This window comes from Euzebyales bacterium (assembly GCA_036374135.1).
Taxonomy (GTDB): Bacteria; Actinomycetota; Nitriliruptoria; order Euzebyales; family JAHELV01; genus JAHELV01.
The window spans coordinates 1-21653 of sequence record DASUUK010000090.1 but is presented as its reverse complement, the minus strand read 5'-3'; the positions used below and the strand labels follow the sequence as shown (position 1 = coordinate 21653).

Below are 21653 nucleotides of genomic sequence, written 5' to 3'. Positions count from 1 at the left end.
GAGCGACCGATCAGTCATGACCCTCCGTCGCCTGGCCGCGCGCGGCGTCTACTGGACGGCGCTCGAGAACTGGGGCTACCAGATCGCGACGCTGGTCGTGTTCGCGGTCCTGGCGCGGTTGGTCGCGCCGGAGGCCTTCGGTCTCATCGCCCTGGCCACGGTGTTCACCAGCGTTCTGAAGATCGCAGCCGACCAGGGCATGGCCGACGCGATCATCCAGCGGCCCGACATCGACGACGAGCACGTCAACGGCGCGTTCTGGACGAGCGTGACGCTCGGCGTCGTGCTCACGGTGCTGCTGGGGGCTGCGTCGCCCGTGATCGCCACGCTGTTCGGTGACCCGGCGCTCGGCCCGGTCCTGGCGGCGTTGTCGCTCACCCTGACCGTCAGTGGTCTGAGCACGGTCCAGCGCGCGCTGCTGACCCGCACGTTCGCCTTCGCGAGCCTGACGCTGCGGTCGCTGGTGTCGGTCGTCGTCGGCGGCGGCGCGGGCATCGCCGCTGCGCTGCTCGACGCCGGCGTGTGGAGCCTCGTCGTCCAGACGCTGACCGTCGAGGTGGTGGCCGTCATCACGCTGTGGGTCGCCAGCGACTGGCGCCCGCGCCTGTCGTTCTCGTGGCCGCACGTCAAGGAGATGTTGCCCTTCGGCGCGAACATCGTCGGGTTCCGCGCGTTGCGGCTGGCCAACACACAGAGCGACAACTTCATGATCGGCCTGTTCCTGGGGCCGACCCAGTTGGGCTTCTACGTCGTCGCCTACCGGGTGCTGCGGTTGCTGATCAACATGTGCACCGCCGTCATCGGGTCCGTCGCGTTCCCCACGTTCTCGCGCGTGCAGGACCACGACGAGCGGGTCCGTCGCTTGTACTACCGCACGATGCGCCTGGCCGCGCTCGTGACGTTCCCGACGTTCCTCGGGCTCGTGGTGATCGCCCCCGAGGCCACGCGGCTGATGTTCGGGTCGGGCTGGAGCGAGAGCATCCCGGTGATGCGCATGCTCGGCCTCGCCGGGCTCGCGACGTCGATCGGGTTCCTCAACCCCACCGTGCTCAAGGCGCTGGGCAAGCCGTCGTGGCGCGTCGTCCTGATGGGCGTCACGGCGGTCGCGCAGGTCGCCTCGTTCGCGGTCGCTGTCCGGTGGGGGGTGCTGGCGGTCGCCACAGCGCTGGCCGTCGTCACGTTCGCCGTCAGCCCGGCGTGGTTCTACGCGGTCCACAAGCTCATCGGTCTGCGGCCCACCGCCGTCATGCGCCAGTTGGTGGGACCCGCGGTCGCGTCCGGGCTGATGGTCGGGGCGGTCGTCGCGACCAAGCAGGTCGTGGTGGACGTCGGGCTGGTGTGGCAGGTCGTCGTGCTCGTCACGACCGGCGCGGCGACCTACGTGCTCGCCCTGTGGGTCCTGGATCGACGATCCGCGGTCGAGGCGCTGGAGCTGGGACGGCTCGCGATCCCGGGCCTGGGGGGTCGTGTGCCGGCCGTGGGGCTGTCGGCGGCGCGCGGACGCGACGACGTCGATGCTCCGACGGGTGTGGCGAAGCGCTACGCTGACACGGCTGTCGAGGCGGCCGAAGGGGGCCGGGCGACATGACACCTGACCAACCGACCGAGACGGATCCGCTGACCGCGATCCGGCGGCATCCGCTGCTCGTGATCGGGTGCGCGCTGGTGTTCGGCCTGCTCGGTGCCGCGTACGCGCTGACCGGGCCCGCCGGGTACGTATCCAAGACCAGCCTGATCGTCCAGGACACGGCCGCCGAGAGCCAGTCGACCGACCCCGAACGCTACGTGGCCGACCAGGTCGCCATCCTGCAGTCCGACATCGTGGCCGAACGCGCCAGTCAGCTTGCGCCCACGCTCACGCCACCGGCCGACCTCACCGCTGGTCAGATCACCGAAGGTCGCACCATCACCTCCAGCTCGGAGAGCAACTTCGTCGAGGTGCGGTTCGCGGCAGCGGACGCCGAGACCGCGCGAACGGGCGCCGAGGCCCTGCGCCTGGCCTACGAGGACGTCGTCAGCGCGGCCCGCGCCGACAGTGCGGAGGCGACGATCGATCAGCTCGACAAGGCGATCGCCACGGCGGTCAACGAGATCCGCTCGCTGCAGAACCGGGTGGCGAGGTCCCGCACCGTCGAGGACGCGCCGCACGCGACCGACGCGCAGATCGCCAGGACCGTCTCGGACCTGGCGGGGCTGCGCGACAGCGCCAGCGCGCAGAACAGCGGGTCCGGGCGGCTGGCGGCGACCAAGGAGCTGGCCGAGCGGGCGGACCAGCTGGGCACCCGGTTGAGCGCGCGCATCAGCTCCGACGCCCCGCTCACGGGTACCATCCGGCGGCTGCTCCGTCGCCAGCGGGACAGCGCGAGGATGCTCGGCGAGCTGACGGCGCAGCGGACCGACGCGGAGGTCGAGGCCCAGCTCAACGGCAACGCGGTCGCGTTCTTCGCCCCGGCAGGGCGGGGGCGCCGCGAGGGCGTGCCCTTCACCTCCGCGACGCTCGTCGCCACGGTGCTGGGCGCACTGATCGGTGCGGCGTTGGCGTACGTGGTGAGTCAGCGCTCGCGGCGCGTCGAAGATCCGCGGACCGCGGCAGGCGTCCTGGGCGTTCCGCTGCTCGTCGACGTGCGCGATGCCGGCACCCGACGTCGGTGGCGGCCGGGTGGTCGCGGACGCGACGGTGGTGTGGCTGCGGAGGTGCCCGTCCTCGACGAGCCACGTTCCGGGTCGGCCAACGCCTACCGGACGCTGGCCGCCGCGCTCGGTCGCCGGCCCGTGGATGGTCGTGCCGGTACCAACGTCTCGCAGCTGTACGGCGCGACCTCGCAGCCCACCTCGGTCGTCGCGTGCGTCTCGGCAACGGGCGGGGATGCCAGCGCGCTCGTGGCCGTCAACGTCGCACTCGCCGCCGGCCAGGCCGGCCTGCGCGTCGGTCTGGTCGACGGTGACCTCACCGGACGTGACGTGTCCCGGCGGGTGAGCGAGCTGTACGGGCACCATCCCGCCGCGGGCCTCGCCGACCTGATCGACGGGTCGGTGACCGTCGACGAGGTGGCCGGATGGATCGAGATCCGTGACGGCACCACCGTCTCGGTGCTCAGCGTCGGCGCGGACCACGCGGTGCTACCCGACGTCTTCGGATCGGCGAAGGTCCGAGCGGTGCTCGACCGGTTCGCGGATCACCACGACCTCGTGGTCATCAACCTGCCGTCGGTGCTCGAGATCACGCAGGCCGCGGCGTTCCGGGCGGTCGACAGGGCGCTCGTGGTCGTGCCGCACGGCTCCAGCCTGACCGACCTTCGCGAGCTGCGCCGTCGCCTGGAGCTGATGGGCGTCCGGCTTGCCGGCTACGTCTACACCGACGCCTCGGTGCCCGTCGACACCGGCGTCGAGCTGAGGCCGAACGTCGTGGAGTACGCGCAGTTGGACGCCGACCAGGTGCCGCGCAGCAACGGCGACGGGCCGCACCACGCCCCGCAGTCCGAGACGGCGATGTGAGGGCCGCCGACGCGATGCGGAGGGAGGCGGTGCTGCGGTGAAGGTGCTGGTGCTGGGCGGGGCGGGGTACGTCGGCAGCGAGGCGGCGTGGCACCTGGTCGACCGCGGCCACGAGGTCGTGATCTATGACGATCTGTCACGTGGTCACGCGAGGTCGGTGGCGGGGCTGCCGCTCGTCGAGGCGTCGCTGCACGACGGCGCCGCGATGCGGGCGGTCATGGGCGACGAGCGGATCGACGCGGTGATGCATTTCGCCGCGTACGCGCTCGTCGCCGAGTCGGTCGCGGATCCCATGATGTACTACCACAACAACGTGGCCGGCTCCCTGACGCTGCTCGGCGCCATGCGGGCTGCGGGCGTGGGTCACCTGGTGTTCTCGAGCACCTGTGCCACCTACGGCACGCCCGACACCGTCCCGATCCCCGATCACGCTCCGCAGCGGCCCGTCAACCCCTACGGCTACACGAAGCTGATCATCGAGCGCGCGCTGGCCGATCACGCCCGCGCGTACGGCATGTCCTTCGTCGCGTTGCGCTACTTCAACGCGGCCGGAGCGGCTGAGGACGGGTCACGCGGTGAGGACCACGACCCCGAGACCCATGCCATCCCGATCGCGCTGCAGGTGGCGCTCGGTCAACGCGACCGGTTCATGATCTTCGGTGACGACTATCCGACGCCGGACGGCACATGCGTCCGTGACTACATCCACATCACCGACCTCGCGCGTGCCCACGAGCTGGCGCTGCGCCGGACGGGTCCCGGTCGCGGGTTGTTCGTCAACCTGGGCACTGGACACGGTCACAGCGTGCAGCAGATCGTGGAGGCGGCACGTCGCGTGACCGGTCACGCCATCCCGACCGAGATCGCCGAGCGGCGGCCCGGCGACCCGCCCGAGCTCGTCGCCGACCCCGGTCGTGCCCGCGAGGAGCTCGGGTGGAAGGCGGAGATCACCGGCGTGGACGAGATCGTGCGCACGGCGTGGCGGTGGCACCGCGCCCATCCTGCTGGCTACGCCGACGCCTGACCCTCCGCCGGGCGTCGAGGGTCACAGCGCGTCCCAGATCGCCTGCTTGACGTCGCTGATCACCTGGTCGATGTCGCGGTCGGTGCTCACCTTGTGCACCGGCGCCCGGTCGAACGCGACGCTGTCGGCCAACGTGTGGCGCCAGCGGACGTACGGTTCGGGTTCGGTCTTGGTGCGTGCGGCGTTGCGGGCCAGCGTGACGTCGAGCGGAGCGGTGAGCTGGAGCACCAGGTCGGGCGCGGGGATGTCGGCGTACAGCCGCCGTTCCAGCGCGCACAGCCAACGGCGCAGCGGATCGTCTGCGCGCGGCCGCGCGTCCAGTTGCGCACCGTCGGGCGCCCCGGGCGTCGACGACGGGTACCGGTCGCACAGCACCACCGCGCCGTTGGAGGCGCGCGCGAACGCCCGGGCCAGGACCGCGCGGCGTTCGTAGGCCAACATCACGCAGCGCACCGCGAACGCGAGGGGATGGCTGTCGGTCGATGCGGCCTCGTCGCCGACGGCCGTCGTCGCGCCGGCCATGACCCGCGTCGACCGCTGGTTGGGTGCCAGGCCTCGCAGCAGCGGGAGCAGCACGTGGGGCACGGCTGTCACCGGCGTCGCCGGCGGCTTGCCCGCGTGCACGCGCCGCACCGTGTAGTGGGCGCCCAGCCAGCGCTGGACCTCGGCGAGCACGGTCGACTTGCCGCTGGCCTCCGGCCCCACGAACGCGATCACCAACCCGCCGCTGCCGGGCGCGAGCTTCTTCTTGGTGCCCGCCAGACGGTGGCTCGTGCGCGTCGTGAACTTGCCCACCTCCGACACCCGTGCCCGGGTGGGGTGGTGGCGGGTCAGCGTCCGCAGGCGCGCGCGCACGCGCATGCCGAGCGCGATCCTACGGGTGATCGGCGCCGGACGCTGCAGCGCCTCGCACCCCGCCACGAACAGCGACGCATCGATCTGCGGCAACCAGACGGGCAGCAGGGCGAGCGCCTCGTCGCGCGCGGTGGGCGTCATCAGCCACGCGACCTCGCGCCGGAACGCGTCAGTGTCCCGCAGGAACAGCCCCAGCTCGATCGGGGTCGTGTGCTTGACCAGCATGCGCAGCACGAAGACGATCAGCTCGGCACCTGCGCTGGGGAGCGTGACCAGGCCCTCGCGACGCGTGTGCGTCAGCAGCATCTCCTCCACCGGGAAGTGGTAGTTCTTTGCCAGGCTCTCGCCGGTGATGACCCGGTAGTAGGCGTGGACGTGGGCGATGTCGTCGCTCGTCTCGTCCAGCGCGTGGTAGTGCTCGACGGCCGGCAGCGCCGGCACACCCGCCTCGATGGCGGGCCCGAACCCGAGGTCGCGCAGCAGGGCGCGGAACCGGCCGGCGTCGCGGCGGTGGATCAGCAGGTCGAGGTCCGTCTCGCCTTCGAGCGTGCTGGCCAGGTTCCAGTTGCTCTTCCAGTGGCAGTACCGGACGCCGGCGTCGTTCAACCGCTCGAGCAGGTCACGGGTCTTCGGCAGCACGTTCGGCCGTTCTGTGTCTGAGGTCGGTGGATGGGAGGGCACCGTGCCCAGTCTCGATGTCGGACAGCGTCGCCGCTATGCGGCGACCGACCAGGCGCTGGTCGGCCAGCGATCCTGAGGGGTTGTCGACGACCAGCACCCGGTCGCGCAGGGCGGGGGTGGCTGCGAGGGCGGTGAACACGTCGTCGGCGCGCGCGAGCAGCTGTCGGACCTGCGCGGCGTCCGCGCCCGTCAGCTCGCGGCGCCCGTCGGGGCGCGCCACCGCCCGCTCGACCAGCACCGACAACGGTGCCCGCACGTGGATCAGCACGTCGGGCATGGGGACGAGGCTGGCGAACCGCTCGACCTCGGCCGCGGTGGGCGGCACGCGGCTGTAGACGAACAGCTGGTAGGCGATCAACGTCGCGCCCTCGTCGGTCAGCACGATGCGACCGTCCGACACCGTGCGGGCCAGCTCGTGCATGCCGACCCGCCGCACGACGTTGCGGGCGTAGTTGAGGTGGGCGAACCGTGAGGGCGCGTGGCGCGACAACCGCTGGAACGCGAAGCGCACGAAGTCGGCGTGGCGGCTCAGATTCGCGACGAACGGACCGACCGCCGTGGCGTCGGCGACCAGGTTCATCGCGTGTGGGCTCGTGATCCACCGGCGTCCCGGACGATCCAGCACCAGATCCCACGCCGACGTGATCGGGACCGACGACGCGCATCGCTGCACGGCCCGCATCAGCGTGGTCTTGCCCGCCCCGCTGCACCCGATGAGCTCGACGATCACCTGTGCTCAGCGTCCGAGGTGGAGGGCGTCGACGTCGGCGGCGGGGTCGATGCCCAGTGCGGACAGGTCGCGTTCGAGGGTGATGCTGCCGGAGGTGGTGGGGCCGAGGGTGCCGGTGAATCGGGAGATGTCCTCGTCGTCGCCGGCGCCGCCGGCGGCCGCGTAGCTGCCCTTGGTGGAGAACAGCAGGTCGCTGCCGCCGTCGAACGCCACACCGTCGAGGTCGTCACCCGAGCCGGTCAACCCCAGGTCGCTGCCATCGAACAGCAGCGACCAGGCGCCCGACGTCGCCGCCCCGAACGACCCGGAGAACCGGTGCACGTCCTCGTCGCCGCCCTTGGCCACGCCCGACACGCTGATGGTGCCGGCCGTGGTGACCCCCAATGACCCGTCGGCGAACTCGTACAACCCGGTGATGTCCTCGCCCGAGGTGTCCAGCTCGACGTCGCTGCCGTCGAAGTGGAACGAGAAGCTGCCCGCGGTGGTCGCGCCCGTCGACGTCGGGGTGAACAGCACCACGTCGGCGTCCTCGACCGACTCGCCGGCAGGTCCGCCCGTCAGCCCCGGCACGGTCATCGTCGACGAGAACGACAACAGCACCGACCCGTCGCCGCGCACGTGGAACGCGTCGATGTCGTTGGAGGTGATCCCCACGTCCGAGGCGTCGAAGTACAGCGCCCACGTCCCAGCCGCCGCGTCATAGGACACGATGTCCTCGTCACGCACACCGCCGACGCCGGGCACGGTCGTGTTGATGTCGAACGACACCAGCTCACCGTCACCGGACCCACCCGGGTTGCCCGGGTCGTCCGGGTCATCGACGGTGACCGTCACCGTGGCGGTGTCACACCGCGCCGTGGTGTCACAGATCTCGTAGACGAAGCTGTCCGCGCCGACGAACCCGGTGTCCGGCGTGTAGGTGATCGTGCCGTCGCCGTTGTCGATCAGGCTGCCATCACTGGCGCCCGCGCACCCCGACGACCCGTTCGCGCACGCGCTGTTGGCCGACGCCGCGTCCAGATCCCCATCCGCATCGCTGTCATTGGCCGCCACATCCACCACGACCGCCGACCCCGCCTGGGTCACCGCAGCATCATCGACCGCCACCGGCCCCACACCCGACCCCGAGGTACCGGGCACCGTCATCTCGTAGATGCGCCCGTCGTTCTCCTCGGGGTCGCTGTTGTTGTCCTCGCCGCGGTCGGCGATGTACATCGCCTGCGAGCTCGCATCCTGGCTGCTCGGCCCGAACGCGAGCCCGGACAGCTTCTGCCTGGTGATCTGCCGGTCGGGGTTGGCGTCGGACACATCTATCGTGCGGATCAGCGCGCCGTCGGTCGACACCTCCAGCAACGTGTCGAAGTTATACGTGCCGATGTTGCGGGTCTTGCCGCCAAGGTAGAGGCTGCCGGTCCGGCGGTTGTAGGCGATGCCCTCGGGATCCTCCAGACCCAGGCCGAGCGTGTCGAACTGACCGACGAGCTGATCGTCCCCGCTCGGCGCGACGCCGTCGAACGTGCCGTTGGCCCCCGGCGCCAGGTGGTAGACCTCGTTGTTGAGCCCGTCCGCGACGAACAGCGCGTCCAGTTCGGGCGCGTAGGTCACGCCCTCCGGGTCGGTACTGCTGAAGTCGGTCGTGCCGAACGTCGTGACGGCGTCATCAGCCGTGCCGTAGCTGCCGTCCGCGCCGGGGTCGAGCTCGTGCACCTGCTTCGGCGGCGTGTCCTGGCTGATGAACAGGTGGCCGTCCGCGGGATTGACGGTGACACCGGTGGGCTCGTTGTTGTCGAAGTCCAACGTCGTGAACGTATCGACGAGGTTGCCGCTGAGACTGGCCTCGAACATGTTGGCGCCCGCGTACAGCGGCATCTCGTTGACCTCGCCGTCGCTGGCGAGCAGGGTGTTCGACTCCGGCAGGTACACCACACCGGAGGTGTCGGGGCTCGGCGGTGACCAGTTGAAGGCCTCGATCGTCTGGACCAGCGTTGACGCCGAGGCCGTGGCGCCGGCCGTCGGCGCGGCCGGCACGTCGGTGAACGACAGCTCGAGCAGCTGGCCGGTGCCGTCGGTCGTGGTGGCCTGCGCGACCGGGGTCGACGGGTCGGCGCCGGTGTCGTGGCTGGTCGGTGCCACGTCCGACACGACCGGCGGTCGTTCGCCAGTGTCGGACGCCACGCCGCTGTCGGCGAGGTACAGGCTCAGTTGATCGGCGTCGTCGGTGAGGTCGCCGGACTCGGCGAAGACGATCCCCTGCGGATCGACCAGCTCCAGGCCCGACAGGTCGCGGGTGGCTATCACCGCTCCGGTCGGCGTCAGCTCGTAGAGCACCTCCTCAATGGCGTCCACGACGTGCAGGTGACCGGTCGTCGGATCCAACGCCAGCCCGACGGCGTCGCCGATCCCGCTGGACCCCAGATCGATGTCGGCGATGTCGACCGTGTCGAGGTCGCCGGTGCGGCTCGGCGTGACCCGCACGATCCGTGCTGCGGCGCTGTCGAGTATGTAGATCTGGCCGGTGTCGGGATCGGTCGCCATGCCCTGCGGGTCGTCGATGCCCAGGCGCTGCGCGCCATGGCGCTCCAGTGTGCTCGGATCCAGGGCGCCGCTGGACTCGTCGACCTCGATCAGCCGGTCCGCGGCCGGCGCGTAGGCGAGCAGCCGCTGCCGGCGCTGGTCGAACGCGACGTTGATCGGGTCGCTGATCTGCGCCGCGATCCTTGTAGCGCGCAGCCGCCGCTCGTTCGGTGTCACCGTTACGATGGTCGTGCGACCCGGGGCACGCTGGTGCGGCGCTGCCGCCTCGATCACGTGGAACGCCTCGGCCGTCGGCGAGTAGGCGATGCCGGCGGGGCTGTCGATGCTGAGGTCGTCGAGTTCGAACGCCCGCACGTCGCGGATGAAGGCCTCGCGCGGTGCGGCAGCCGCGGGCGGCGCCGCGTGCAGCGTCGCGAACGTCGCCAGCACGACGAGCCACACGGCGCTCGCAGCAGTGGATCGGATCGTCACAGGCATGAACGGTCGCCCTCCCGCAAGGCCGCCGTGATGGATTGCGCGATGGTGCGCGTGCTACGGACCTCTGCATCATACGCCATCGGCGGAGGACTCGAGGGCGCACGGCGCGGGCGTGGGTCACGACAGGTGTGCCACGCGGGCGTCGTGGTCGCGATACACCCGCGCCCGGACGATCGCCCCGCCCTCGACGGTGAAGATGGCGATGAGTTCGCGACGGTGGCGCTGTGGCCCGGAGTGCAACGTCTCGGTCATCTCGCACGCGGCGGTGCCGTCGTCGATGACCGCGCTGGTGACGCGCAGTGCGCTGCGCCATGCCGCCGTGAATGTCGTCGCGAACAACGCCACGATGTCGTCGCGGCCGGCGACCCGTGTGCCGTCGCTGATCAGCACGGCGTCCGGAGCGAAGCCGTTGGCCAGCGCGTCGATGTCGCGGCAGTTGTACGCGTCGATGTGCCGGTCGATGGCGTCGACGACGTGCCGATCCACGCTGTCTCCGTGACGAGGTTCCGCAGCGCCGTTGGCGCCCGATGAGGGCTCCTTCCACCACGCCGGCGGTCGGTGGCTCGCGCTGTTCGATGACTCGGCGTTGCCTGGCAGGTCAGTTCGCAGTCCGTGCCGCTGTTGGTCGATCCAGGTGAGTGCGTCCGCGGCTGCGCCGTCGCGGGTCGCAAGCTGCTCGGCCAGGCGGAACCGCTTGGTCGCCTCGTCCCACCCGCCCAACGTCAGCGCCGTCTGACCGAGCACGAGGTGCGCGTCCACACACAACGGATCGATTGTCAGGGCGCGTTCGCACTTGAGCGCCGCGTCGATGAGTTCACCGCGATCGAGCCTGATCAATCCGAACGCCGACCACGTGGCCGGATCGCCGCCGTCCAGGACGAGGGCACGCGTGATCACCTCGAGCGCCTCGTCGAGGCCTTCCGATTGGTCGGCCAGCGCCAACGCCAATGCGCGCAGCACCCGCGGATTGCCGGGGGCGAGCCGGTCGGCATACCGGGCGTAGGCAACGGCGTCGGACTCTCCGCGGGCGCGGCTGGCGTGTGACAGCTCCAGCCAGATGGCGGGATCGTTCGGATATCGCTGCGCAAGTGCCTCCAGCACCCGCACCGTGCGGGTCGAGTCGCGATGGCCGAGCAGCTGCCGGCTGCGGACGAAGCGCGGTGGCTTGGTTCCCTGCTCTCGACTCACGTGCTCATTCGCCGCGTCGGCGCCGTCCCGTGGCGCGGGGACCTCGGCAATCCATCATCGCAGGCCCTGGCAGTGCGCGCACGATGTGCCGGGCACGCTAGCGTGGCCCGTCGACTGGTGTACTCGCGAGGCGGTAGCGGTTGATGAGCGATGTGGGTGACGGATCGACGGCGGCGCGGTACGTGTGCATGCCGGGCAGCCCGTACACCGGCTCGACCCTGCTCGGATTCCTGCTCAACGCCCACCCTGCCTGCGTCTCGGTCGGCGCAGCGACCGGGCTGACCCCACGGGTCGACGTCGCGACCTACCGGTGCTCGTGTGGTGAGTACTTCACCCAGTGCCACTTCTGGAAGGCGGTGGCGGCACGGACCGAGGAGCTGGGTGCGCCGGTCAATGTGTACGACACCGACTACTGGAACACCCACGTCCGCATGTCGCGGCGCCGCTGGCTCAACGGTGTGCTGGTGCGATCGCTGGGCACCGCGCCGCTGACCGACGTCCGCGACGCGCTGCTCGGCTGTGTCGGTCCGGTCCGGCGGACGCTGGATACGGCGCGGCGGTCGACAGCGAGTCTGGCGACAGCGGTGCTCGAGATCACCGGCACGACCGTGTTCATCGACACCGCGCGTGACCACCAGCGCCCCAAGTATCTGGCGCCGACGCCGGGGCTCGATGTCCGGGCAATCCACCTGGTCCGCGATCCGCGCGGCAACGTGGCCAGCATCGTGCGTCACACCGGAGTCGACGTCGCCGCCGCAGCGCGCCAATGGACGCACTACAACGTCGAGGCGGATCGCGTCCGCCGCTTCCTCCCATCTGATGCGTGGTTGCACGTGCGCTACGAGGATCTGTGCGCGGACCCACGGGCGACGCTGGACCGCATCGCACGCTTCATTGGAGTCGCGCCGGCATCGGGTGCCTTTGACCTCGGCGCCATGGAGCACCACATCATCGGCAACTCGATGCGTCTGCGCGGCATCGACGGCATCCGCCACGACGAGCGCTGGCGCGAGCAGCTGACCAGCAGCGATCTGGACGTGATCGCACGACTGGCCGGCGAGGCCAGCCGCCGCTTCGGCTACGACTGGCCGACGTGAAGCTGCGCCCCACGCGGGTGGCTGCTGCTAGTACGCGCCCCGCCGCAGGGCCAACGCGGGGATGGTTCGTCCAATGATCCACAGGTCGCCCCAGAATGTCCGGCTGGTGGCGTAGCCGGTGTCCAGTGCGATCCGCATGTCGTACGGCAGGTCGTTGCGGCCCGAGACCTGCCAGATGCCGGTGAGGCCGGGACGGACCTGAAGAACCACGTCGATGTGCTGGCCGTACTTGACCAGCTCGTCCGGCACGAGCGGTCGCGGACCCACCAGGCTCATGTCGCCGCGCAGCACGTTGAACAGCTGGGGGAGCTCGTCGAGGCTGGTTGCGCGCAGGAAGCGTCCAACCCTGGTCACGCGGGGGTCGGCCTTCAGCTTCCTCGAAGAGGCGAACTCGTGACGGACGTCAGCATCGTCGTGCAGCAGGACGCGCAGACGGTCGTCGGCGTCGACGAACATGGTGCGCAGCTTGAAGCAGGTGAAGTGGCGGCCGTTTCTGCCGACCCTGGTCTGACGGAACAGCGCTCGACCGGGCGATTCCAGTCGGATCAGCAGCACCAGCAGCAGGATGGCGGGCAACACCACGGCCAGCGCCAGAGCAGAGACGAGCGCGTCGAGCACGTTCTTGCCGGCACTGCCGAGCCGGCGACCCAGCGACGATCGCGGCGCGATGATGCGTGGCGCGTCGAGGGCCGTGAGCGCCACCAGCGTCGGCTCGACGCCCTCTCCTCTGCCGGCGGGCGGACTGTGCACCGCATACCCGTGCGACACGGCGTCCAGGGTCTCAGCTGACATTCATTGGATCCTTCGTCCGTCATCCTCGCTCGCGAGCGCTGCCTCTGTCCCCCCTCTAGGAGCAGGACCCGCAACCGCGAGTTCACGGCTGCGTCAGCTTCCCTTCTCGGCGTCGCCATTATCGGGAACGGGCAGTACAGGTCACCACCATGGTCATCGGCTACGATGAGCGACGCACCTGTTACACGTAGTACGGATCGCTCGTGTGCCGTTTTGAATCGTCCGCGCGGCCTGCCGCAGTGTGACGCTCCGTAGCATATCGCTTGCTGCACATGTACCGTGCGTTATATCGGCGCAACTAGGGACCCTGTCCGACGGGACGTGCCGCACTTCGAGATTCCTCGATGGCCGGCTGGGATGGGACCTCATCGAGCGGCCGCGGGGGCAACCGACGGCCGCCGGAGCCAGCAGCATGCCGGTGCATCGGCGCAATCGCGAGCGCTAGGCTTGAGCGGAAATCTCTTGCGGGTGGGATCGGTGAGGTGCGGTGTGCGTGTCGGTGTGATCGGAACAGGCCACGTCGGGTTGGTGACGGCCGGGGCCATGGCGTCGATCGGCCACGTCGTTGTCGGCGTCGACAACGACGAGGCCAAGATCGCGCTGCTGCAGGACGGCACAATGCCGTTCCACGAGCCCGGCATGTCGGAACTGCTGCAAGATCAGGAGCAGTCCGGGCGTCTGCGTTACTCGACCGACCCGCGCGACGCCATCGCGGGCAAAGATGTGGTCTTCATCTGCGTCAGCACCCCGCCGCGCGAGGACGGGTCGCCGAACCTGTCGTTCGTGCAGGCGGCAGCGGCATCGGTCGCCGAGCACGCCACTGCATCGACCGTGGTCGCCGAGAAGTCGACCGTGCCGGTGCGGACGGGACAGCGGATCCGCGAAGCACTCGCGCTGGAGGCGCGCGCGAACCGCCACGGGTTCACCCACGAGGTCGTGAGCAACCCGGAGTTCCTGCGCGAGGGCACCGCGGTGGCCGACACTCTCCGCCCGGACCGGGTCGTGGTGGGCGCCGACAGCGCGGCGGGGCACGAGGTCATGCGGCGCCTCTACGCGCCCCTGCTGGCGCAGCACGACTGCCCGTACATCGCGACGGACGTGCGCACCGCCGAGCTCATCAAGCACGCCTCCAACGCGTACCTCGCGACCAAGATCAGCTTCATCAACGCGATCGCGCGGATCTGCGAGCTGGCGGGTGCGGATGTCGAGACGGTCGCCGACGCGATGGGTCACGATGCCCGCATCGGCCGGGCGTTCCTCAACGCCGGGCTCGGGTACGGCGGCAGTTGCTTCCCCAAGGACGTCCGCGCGTTCGTCCACATCGCCGACGAGCTCGGCTACGACTTCGGTCTGCTCCGCGAGACCGAGCGCATCAACCGTGAGGCGCACGCGTGGCCCGTGCAGCAGTTGCGACGGATGCTGTGGAACCTGGAGGACAAGACGATCGCCATCCTGGGCCTGTCGTTCAAGCCCGGAACTGACGACATCCGTGACGCACCCGCGCTGCACGTCATCGAGGAGCTCTTGGCCGAGGGGGCAAAGATCCGTGCACACGATCCGGCGGCGATGGAGCACGTCTCGCGCATGTATCCGGAGCTGACCTACGTGGACAAGGCCGAGGAAGCGCTGCGGGACGCCCACGCGGTGGTCGTCTGCACCGAATGGGAAGAGTACCGGGATCTCGACGCCGGGCGGATCGCCGACCTGCTCGCCTATCCCGTCGTCGTCGATGCACGCAACGTGTGGTCGTCAGACGAGCTGGCCGCGCACGGGCTGACGGTCGCCCGCACCGGACAACCCGCGCAGGCCTGGCGGCCGGCTCGGTGACCTGGTCGAACCGACGGACACGGCTGACCGCTGAGACCGGAAGACCGTCGCGCACCCCGCTGCGCTCAGGGCGCGTTGCGTCCGGCGCTGAGGGGTTGCACGCACGACTCGGGTTCCACGCCTGACATGATGATCAGGGCCGTGACCCACATCCACACGCGTCGGTCCTGGGACAGCCGCATGCATCCGGCGCAGCTCGGCGAACGCCTCGTCGAGCTCGGCGTGGATCTCGCCGTCGTGTCGGACCACAACTCCTTCGACGGGGCGATCGAGTTCGCGGGTCACTGCCGCGATCGCGGGCTGTCGATCACCGTGCCCGTCGCTGCCGAGGTCCGCACGGATCGCGGTGACGCGCTGGTCGTCTTCGAACCCGACTCGACGCCGCCGTCCATCGACCGACTCCTGTCCTGGGAGGCGATGGTCGACGAGGTCCATGCCGCAGGAGGCCTCGTCGGTCTTCCGCACCCGTTCCGCAGCCACCGTGGAGTCGAGGAGCTGGCCCGGCAGGTCGACCTCATCGAGGTGTTCAACGCCAGGTGCACCGCCGAGCAGGACGCCCGGTCCGTGGCGCTGGCCGAGACGGTGAGCGCAGCCCGCTCGTACGGCGTCGACGCGCACTGGGCCCGCGAGCTGGATCGGGTCGTTGTGGAGTACGAACGTCGCGCGACGGTCATCGAGACGCTGCTGCAGGACGCCCGGTGTCACCATCCCACCCGCTCGCCGAAGAGCGACTGGATGGCCGCCGAGGTCATCAACGGGATCAAGCGTCGCAGGCCGCTCGTCACCGGCTACTTCGTGGCACAGTACGCCCGGTCCCGGCTGGTCGAGTCTGTGGGTAGGGGGCGGCCGTGAGCACCCTCGCCGTGGTCATTGGGGACATGGATCTCGTGCGGCCACTCGGGCTGGCGGGCATACGGTGCGTGGCGGCCGGGCCGACCGGTCCGGAGACCGCCTGGTCGCGTCACTCGGTGGACGCGATCAGCCTGCCGGACCTGTGGGACGACCCTGAGGCCGTGACCCGGCGGCTGATCGACTACGCGCGCACGCTCGACCACCGTCCTGTACTCGTCTATCAGAAGGATCCGGCGGTCCTGCTGATCTCACGCGACCGTGAGGAGCTCGGTGCGTGGTACCGCTTCGTCGTGCCGGACCATGAGGTCGTGGAGGATCTGGTCGACAAGGAGCGGTTCCAGGCCCGCGCCGAGGCGCTGGGCGTCCCGGTCCCGCTCGGACGGTCGGGTGTCGCCGGCCGCGACCCGTTGCCGGATGCCGGGATGACGTACCCGCTGGTCGTCAAGCCCGTCCTGCGCTCACGGCCACAACAGACCTGGCAGGCGGTGGCCGGCGGATCGAAGGCGCTCACCGTGTCGGACAGTGCGGAGCTGCGGGGTCTGTGGCAGCGCCCGGAGCTGCGGGACGTGCGCACGATGGTGCAGGAGTACGTCCCGGGCGACGCGACGACGATCGTCAGCTATCACGCATACGTCGACGCGGACGGCACCGTGGTGGGTCAGTTCACAGGGCGGAAGATCCGCACCAACCCCCCGGAGGTGGGCATCTCCACCGCCGTCGAGATCACACGGGACGACCGTGCGGCGGAGACCGGTCGGGCGGCGCTGCGCGCGTTCGGGTTCACCGGTGTCGCCAAGGTCGACATGAAGCGGACGCCCGGGGGTGACCACGTCGTCGTCGAGATCAACCCGCGTTTCAACCTCTGGCACCACCCGGGGGCCGTCGCCGGTGTCAACCTGCCGGCCGCGGTGTACCGGCACCTCACCGAGGGCCGGACGCAGCCGCTGCCTCCCGCCACAGCGGGCGTCCGCTGGGTACAGGTCTGGGGCGACTGGTCGTCGTCCGGACAGGCCGGTGTACCGCGGACGACGTGGATGAAGAGCGTGATCGACGCGCAGGCGCGCCGCGCCTTCCACCTCGACGACCCCGGGGCGACGGCGGGCGCGCTCGCCTGGGCCGTGTTGAAGCGGCGCGGATCGCAGGCGCACCACGACGCCGGGACGTCGGAGTCGGCGGCGACGCCCCGTCCCTGATCCTCGGGTCGTCGTCGTCCCGGACGGCCCCCGCGGCCCGTCGGGGCTGTCACGTCACGACCCTGGCAATCAGGGCAATGGCTGAACTGACGATGCGCCATGGCCGATCTGTCAGGCTCCCTCGCCATTGTGGCGCGGGCTGACACCACCGGACGTGTACGCATTCGTACGTAGGTGGCGGGTGTCGATACCGTCAGAGTCGTCATGACCCAGCGACGTCGGCGCCAACCCGACGAGCCGGATGACGTGGAGCCTTGGCGGACGATGCGATTGGTGGGCGAGTGGCGGCGTCGCGGACGATGCGCACGGTGGCGGCACTGTTCAGCATGTGCCTGTTCCTGACTGCGTGTGACATGGAATCGGTGCTCCAGTTGACGGGACCCGGGGCGGGTGACGTCCGCGGCCGGTCCGGCGAGCACGCGCGTGACGACCGTCGCACGGGATCCGGCGGGCAGGACGACGAGTCCGGTGACGCCGCCGACGACCCAACGGTCACAGACGCGGGCGGCGACAGCGCCGACGACGGTTCCGCCGGTGACGGTGGCACCGGGCCCGATGCGTCCGCGGCCGACACGGAGGATCCGCTCCCGGCCGACTCTCTGACGACGGAACCCGCCCCGACCGGCGGTGACGGCGGTGCATCGGACGGGACGGAGTCGTTCGCGTGCGACCACACGCTGGCCGGTGGCGTCGAGGAGGCCGACGGGGCGGGCAACTTCTCGGACGTCGGCCCCGGCGACACGGTCTGCCTCGCGTCGGGCACACGCGGACCGCTGGAGTTGCGCAACTTCCACGGCGCTGACGGTCGACCCGTCACGTTCGTCAACAGCGGGGGAACCGTCCAGATCCGCGGCGACGATGGTGACTACGCAGGCATCGAGATCGAGGACAGCGACCACATCCGCGTGACAGGCGCGGGCGCGGGCGGTCACTGCGGGGCCGACATCGCGGCCGGGTCCCAGCGCTGTGGCATCAGCATCCTCGGAACCGCGCGCAGCCTCACCGGCAAGGTGAAGACCGAGCACATCCGCGTCGACCACGTAGAGATGGGCGACACGTCGCAGTCGGCGGTCAGCATCAAGGACAACTCGATGGGTCGCGGCGAGTGGATCGAACACGACGTCGTGCTCGACCACAACTACCTCCACGACGTCAAGGACGAAGGGGTGTACATCGGCAGTTCCGACTACGCGACCGGCGACTACCACGTGCTGCACGGCGTTCGGCTGAGCCACAACCTCGTCGTGCGCACCGGTCGCGACGGCCTGCAGGTCGGCTCGGCGACCCGGGATTGCGCCATTCACGACAACGTCGTGACCGACACTGGCCGCAACGGGGAGTCGTCACATCGCGCCGGTGTGATGAACAACAAGGGCTCGGTGTGCGACATCCATGACAACGTCATCTCCGACACCGCGGGCTGGGGCATCTACATCCAGGGCAACGGGTCGAACGACGTCTACAACAACGTCGTGATCCGCGCGGGGCGTGCCGTGAGCGCGGGCGACGACGACGGCGACGGGATCACCGTCCACGACGGCTCGAACACGGATGGAAGCGTCCGGGTGCTCAACAACACCGTCGTCGGGGCGCGAGGTGACGGCATTGGATGGAGCAACGACGTCGGCTCCGACAACCAGATCCGCAACAACATCGCCGTGGGCTCCGGGGGCGTCGATGTGGATCGTGACGCGAACGTCGACATCGGCGCGAACCTGACGGGAGCGGTCAGCGCCGTCGGGTTCGTCGACCCGTCGGGTGACGATTTCAGGCTCGGGTCGGCGTCGCCGGCGGTCGATGCCGGACGCAGCCTGCGGTCCGAGGGCGTGGTCGACGACATCGACGGCACCGCACGTCCGCAGGGATCGGCGTACGACATCGGTGCTTACGAACGAACGGGCGGATGACGCGCCAACTGCACACTGTCAAGAGCGCTTCACGAATAATCGGTCCAGATGAGGCGTGATCAGGTTTAGGGCTCTGGATGCAAGGACATTTCATCAAGGTTTGAGCTGACACTCAGCGATCCGCCGCGTATAACCGAATGAGCACCTCGGGACGGGAGAGGTGCCTCCACGGCGGACGGCAGGTGGGCAGCTGTGAGGAGCCATCGAAACTGCGGGACCGACGGGCGTCGGCGAGCGATCCTGATCGGCGCGGTGCTGATGCTGATGGCGACGTTCGTCGTCGCGCGGGCGCCCGAAGCCGCGGCGGCGGCCGAGAACCGCGGGTCCAGGCAACCCGCAGCCGAAGCGGGGGTGCTCGACGCGCAGGAGGTCCGCACGGTCTGGACCAGTGAGTTCGGAGTGGCCGACCCGGCGGGACTGGCGTACGACGCCGAGCACGATGAGTTCCTGGTGGCCAGGGACGATGTGCGTCGCACGTTCGTCGTGCGGTTGAGCACGGACGAGGAACGGCTGGGCAGCCTCGAGCTGCCGCAGCTCGACGACCCCGAGACGCTCGCATACGACGAGTCGGAGGGTGACCTCACCGCGATCGACGGCGACCAGTTGCTCGCCGTCGATGGCGATGACCTGACGAGGTCGTCGCCGAGCGTCGACCGTGAACCGATCGCCGCGCTCGACTTCGACGCCCCCGACGGCGCGACCTTCGACCCGCAGACCGGCGACTGGTTCGTGCTCGAGGACGCGACCGTCTCGGTGGTCGACGACGGAACAGGCGCCCGCGCTGGCGCCGAGACCACCGGCACGATCGAGCTGTCGGCGGACACGGCCGATCCGGTCATCGCCTACAACTCCGCGGACGAGCTGCTGTACGTGATGGACGCCCAGTCCGAGACACTCGAGGGACTGGACAGCGACGGCAACGTGCGGACGCGTGTCAGCCTGGCATCCACCGAGCTGTCGGATCCCGTCGCGATGACGTTCGCTCCGACCACCGATCCGACCGATGACGCCGACGAGCTCAACCTGTTCGTCGCGGACTCGGGCACCGCGACCACGTCGGGCGGCGTCACCGAGCTGTCGTTCGCCACCGTGGCAGCGCTCGCCGCACCGGTCGACTCGGCCACCCACGTGCGGACCACCCAGACCTCCGGGTGGAACCCCGCATCGCCCGACCCTGCGGGCATCGTCTGGCTGCCCACGGACGACGACCTCGTCGTCGTGGACTCCGAAGTCGACGAGACCACCGGCGCGGGCTGGAACAACGTCAACCTGTGGCAGTCGACGCGCACGGGCACGGTGACGCACGTGGGCACGATGTGGGGCACGGGTTCCGCCGGCAGCTTCTCCAAGGAGCCCACCGGCCTGTCACATGACGTGGGGACCGACAGGCTGTTCGTCTCGGACGACAGCGCCGGAGCGGTCTTCGTGGTCAGGCCGGGCCCCGACGGAGACTTCGGCACCGCTGACGACGTCGTGTCGTCGGTGAACACCGAGACGCTCGGAAGCACCGACACCGAGGACCCTGAGTACGACCCGGCCAGCGGTGACCTCTTCGTGCTCGACGGTGTCGGCCGGGAGATCTACCGCATCGATCCGGTCGACGGCGTGTTCGGCAACGGCAACGACTCCTCGAGCCACTTCGACATCAGCCACCTCGGTCCCAGCGACTTCGAAGGGCTCGCGGCGGACGGCGAGCGGGGCACGCTGTACGTGGGCGCCCGCACGACCGAGGAGATCTTCGAGATCACGCACGACGGCACGCTGGTGCGCACCATCCAGGTGCCGACCAGCAGCGGCATCACCTACATCTCGGGACTCGGTGTCGCCCCGTCGAGCACGGGGTCCGGGGCGATGCACTTCTACGTCGTTGATCGTGCGGTCGACAACGGGGCCAACTCCAACGAGAACGACGGCAGGATCTTCGAGTTCGCCGCACCGAACATCGGCGGCGGCACCGTGCCGGAGCCCAACGACGCGCCGACGGTGTCCGCCGGCCCGGACCAGTCGATCACGTTGCCTACCGACTCCGTCAACCTGGACGGGACGGTGTCCGATGACGGAATGCCGGATCCGCCCGGCGCGCTGACGACGTCGTGGAGCGAGGTGTCCGGGCCGGGCACGGTGACGTTCGGCAACGCCTCCGCCGTCGACACGACGGCGACCTTCCCAGCGACCGGGTCGTACGTGCTGCGCCTGACCGCGTCCGACGGTCAGAAGACGGCGAGCGACGAGCTGACCGTCACGGTCGCGGGCGCAGGCGGCGAGGTGACCGTCGAGCGCCGGGTCGGCGCGCGGTTCGACGACGCCGAGGAGGACATCGATGGGTCGATCTCGGTGGACAGCTCGGACCTCGAACTGGTCACCGACGGTGGAGGCGAGCAGACCGTCGGGATGCGCTTCACCGATGTGACCGTCCCGAACGGCGCGACGATCCTGAGCGCGTCGGTGCAGTTCCAGGTCGACGAGACGACATCGGTTGCGACGTCGTTGACGATCCGCGGACAGGACACCGACAGCGCGTCGGAGTTCTCGACCGCCGCGAACAGCATCTCATCGCGGCCCACGACCGCCGCGTCGGCATCGTGGTCACCGCCGGCCTGGACCACGGTTGGTGCCGCGGGGGCCGACCAGCGGACCCCCGACATGTCGGCGGTGATCCAGGAGGTCGTCGACCGTCCGGGGTGGACGAGCGGCAATCCGCTCGCGGTGATCGTCACCGGTACCGGTGAGCGGGTGGCGGAGGCGTTCAACGGCGACGCCGCGGGCGCCCCGCTGCTGCGCGTCGAGTACACCACCGATGGTGGACCACCGCCGGCGGTGAATGTGGCGCCGGTGGTGTCGGCGGGTCCGGATCGGTCAGTGACGTTGCCGGCGTCGGCGTCGTTGGATGGGTCGGTGTCCGATGATGGGTTGCCGGTTCCGCCGGGTGCGGTGACGACGTTGTGGAGCAAGGTGTCTGGTCCGGGGACGGTGTCGTTCGGGGATGCGTCGGCGGTGGAT

The 21653-nt window shown here is 69.9% G+C and carries 14 protein-coding genes; 9 read left to right on the top strand and 5 right to left on the bottom strand.

Going from position 1 to position 21653, the window contains the following annotated elements; translation table 11 throughout:
- Positions 1-16 precede the first annotated feature (16 nt).
- From VFZ70_15410 to galE, 3 genes are read left to right on the top strand one after another with little or no spacing between them, the layout of a single operon-like run.
- Positions 17-1588, top strand: a complete 1572-nt coding sequence (locus VFZ70_15410) for a lipopolysaccharide biosynthesis protein (protein HEX6257195.1) — start codon at positions 17-19, stop codon at positions 1586-1588.
- Positions 1585-3495: a Wzz/FepE/Etk N-terminal domain-containing protein gene (locus tag VFZ70_15405; GenBank protein HEX6257194.1), complete on the top strand. Its 1911-nt coding sequence runs from the start codon at positions 1585-1587 to the stop codon at positions 3493-3495. Before VFZ70_15410 ends, VFZ70_15405 begins: the two co-directional genes overlap by 4 nt.
- A gap of 37 nt (positions 3496-3532) precedes the next feature.
- The gene (gene galE, locus VFZ70_15400) at positions 3533-4519 is read left to right on the top strand and encodes a UDP-glucose 4-epimerase GalE (GenBank protein HEX6257193.1); all 987 of its coding nucleotides are present in this window, start codon (positions 3533-3535) and stop codon (positions 4517-4519) included.
- 21 nt (positions 4520-4540) lie between these two features.
- On the opposite strand, the gene VFZ70_15395 is transcribed toward galE, so the two are convergent.
- The 4 genes from VFZ70_15395 to VFZ70_15380 all read right to left on the bottom strand — a co-directional run bounded on the left by VFZ70_15395 (position 4541) and on the right by VFZ70_15380 (position 10985).
- On the bottom strand, positions 4541-6013 hold the full coding sequence (locus tag VFZ70_15395) for a hypothetical protein (protein ID HEX6257192.1): 1473 nt from the start codon (positions 6011-6013) through the stop codon (positions 4541-4543).
- The gene (locus VFZ70_15390; protein HEX6257191.1) at positions 5994-6785 is read right to left on the bottom strand and encodes a hypothetical protein; all 792 of its coding nucleotides are present in this window, start codon (positions 6783-6785) and stop codon (positions 5994-5996) included. The genes VFZ70_15395 and VFZ70_15390 overlap by 20 nt, the downstream gene beginning before the upstream one ends.
- 6 nt (positions 6786-6791) lie before the next feature.
- Positions 6792-9797 (bottom strand): Ig-like domain-containing protein, encoded by a 3006-nt coding sequence (locus tag VFZ70_15385; GenBank protein ID HEX6257190.1) that lies wholly within the window; start codon positions 9795-9797, stop codon positions 6792-6794.
- 117 nt (positions 9798-9914) lie between these two features.
- Positions 9915-10985, bottom strand: a complete 1071-nt coding sequence (locus tag VFZ70_15380; GenBank protein ID HEX6257189.1) for a nuclear transport factor 2 family protein — start codon at positions 10983-10985, stop codon at positions 9915-9917.
- A 143-nt stretch (positions 10986-11128) separates the two neighbouring features.
- Here VFZ70_15380 and VFZ70_15375 point away from each other — a divergent pair, with 143 nt between their 5' ends.
- Positions 11129-12082, top strand: a complete 954-nt coding sequence (locus tag VFZ70_15375; protein HEX6257188.1) for a sulfotransferase — start codon at positions 11129-11131, stop codon at positions 12080-12082.
- 27 nt (positions 12083-12109) lie between these two features.
- On the opposite strand, the gene VFZ70_15370 is transcribed toward VFZ70_15375, so the two are convergent.
- Positions 12110-12874, bottom strand: a complete 765-nt coding sequence (locus tag VFZ70_15370) for a sugar transferase (GenBank protein HEX6257187.1) — start codon at positions 12872-12874, stop codon at positions 12110-12112.
- A 357-nt stretch (positions 12875-13231) separates the two neighbouring features.
- Here VFZ70_15370 and VFZ70_15365 point away from each other — a divergent pair, with 357 nt between their 5' ends.
- The 5 genes from VFZ70_15365 to VFZ70_15345 form a co-directional block, all read left to right on the top strand.
- A complete protein-coding gene (locus tag VFZ70_15365) occupies positions 13232-14701 on the top strand; it encodes a UDP-glucose/GDP-mannose dehydrogenase family protein (GenBank protein HEX6257186.1) in 1470 nt (489 codons plus the stop codon).
- Positions 14702-14842: 141 nt separating this feature from the next.
- Positions 14843-15553: a PHP domain-containing protein gene (locus VFZ70_15360; protein ID HEX6257185.1), complete on the top strand. Its 711-nt coding sequence runs from the start codon at positions 14843-14845 to the stop codon at positions 15551-15553.
- Positions 15550-16746, top strand: a complete 1197-nt coding sequence (locus VFZ70_15355) for a hypothetical protein (GenBank protein ID HEX6257184.1) — start codon at positions 15550-15552, stop codon at positions 16744-16746. Before VFZ70_15360 ends, VFZ70_15355 begins: the two co-directional genes overlap by 4 nt.
- A gap of 308 nt (positions 16747-17054) precedes the next feature.
- Positions 17055-18653, top strand: coding sequence for a choice-of-anchor Q domain-containing protein (locus VFZ70_15350; protein ID HEX6257183.1), 1599 nt, complete (start codon positions 17055-17057; stop codon positions 18651-18653).
- Between the two features lie 192 nt (positions 18654-18845).
- A partial coding sequence (locus VFZ70_15345; protein HEX6257182.1) for a hypothetical protein occupies positions 18846-21653 on the top strand: 2808 nt, incomplete at its 3' end.

Excerpts from the sequence above, each read along its gene's own strand:
- VFZ70_15365 (HEX6257186.1), top strand. The coding sequence starts at position 13,232 with ATGGGACCTCATCGAGCGGCCGCGGGGGCAACCGACGGCCGCCGGAGC.
- VFZ70_15405 (HEX6257194.1), top strand. The coding sequence starts at position 1,585 with ATGACACCTGACCAACCGACCGAGACGGATCCGCTGACCGCGATCCGG.
- VFZ70_15385 (HEX6257190.1), bottom strand. The coding sequence starts at position 9,797 with ATGCCTGTGACGATCCGATCCACTGCTGCGAGCGCCGTGTGGCTCGTC.
- VFZ70_15410 (HEX6257195.1), top strand. The coding sequence starts at position 17 with ATGACCCTCCGTCGCCTGGCCGCGCGCGGCGTCTACTGGACGGCGCTC.
- VFZ70_15370 (HEX6257187.1), bottom strand. The coding sequence starts at position 12,874 with ATGTCAGCTGAGACCCTGGACGCCGTGTCGCACGGGTATGCGGTGCAC.
- VFZ70_15375 (HEX6257188.1), top strand. The coding sequence starts at position 11,129 with ATGAGCGATGTGGGTGACGGATCGACGGCGGCGCGGTACGTGTGCATG.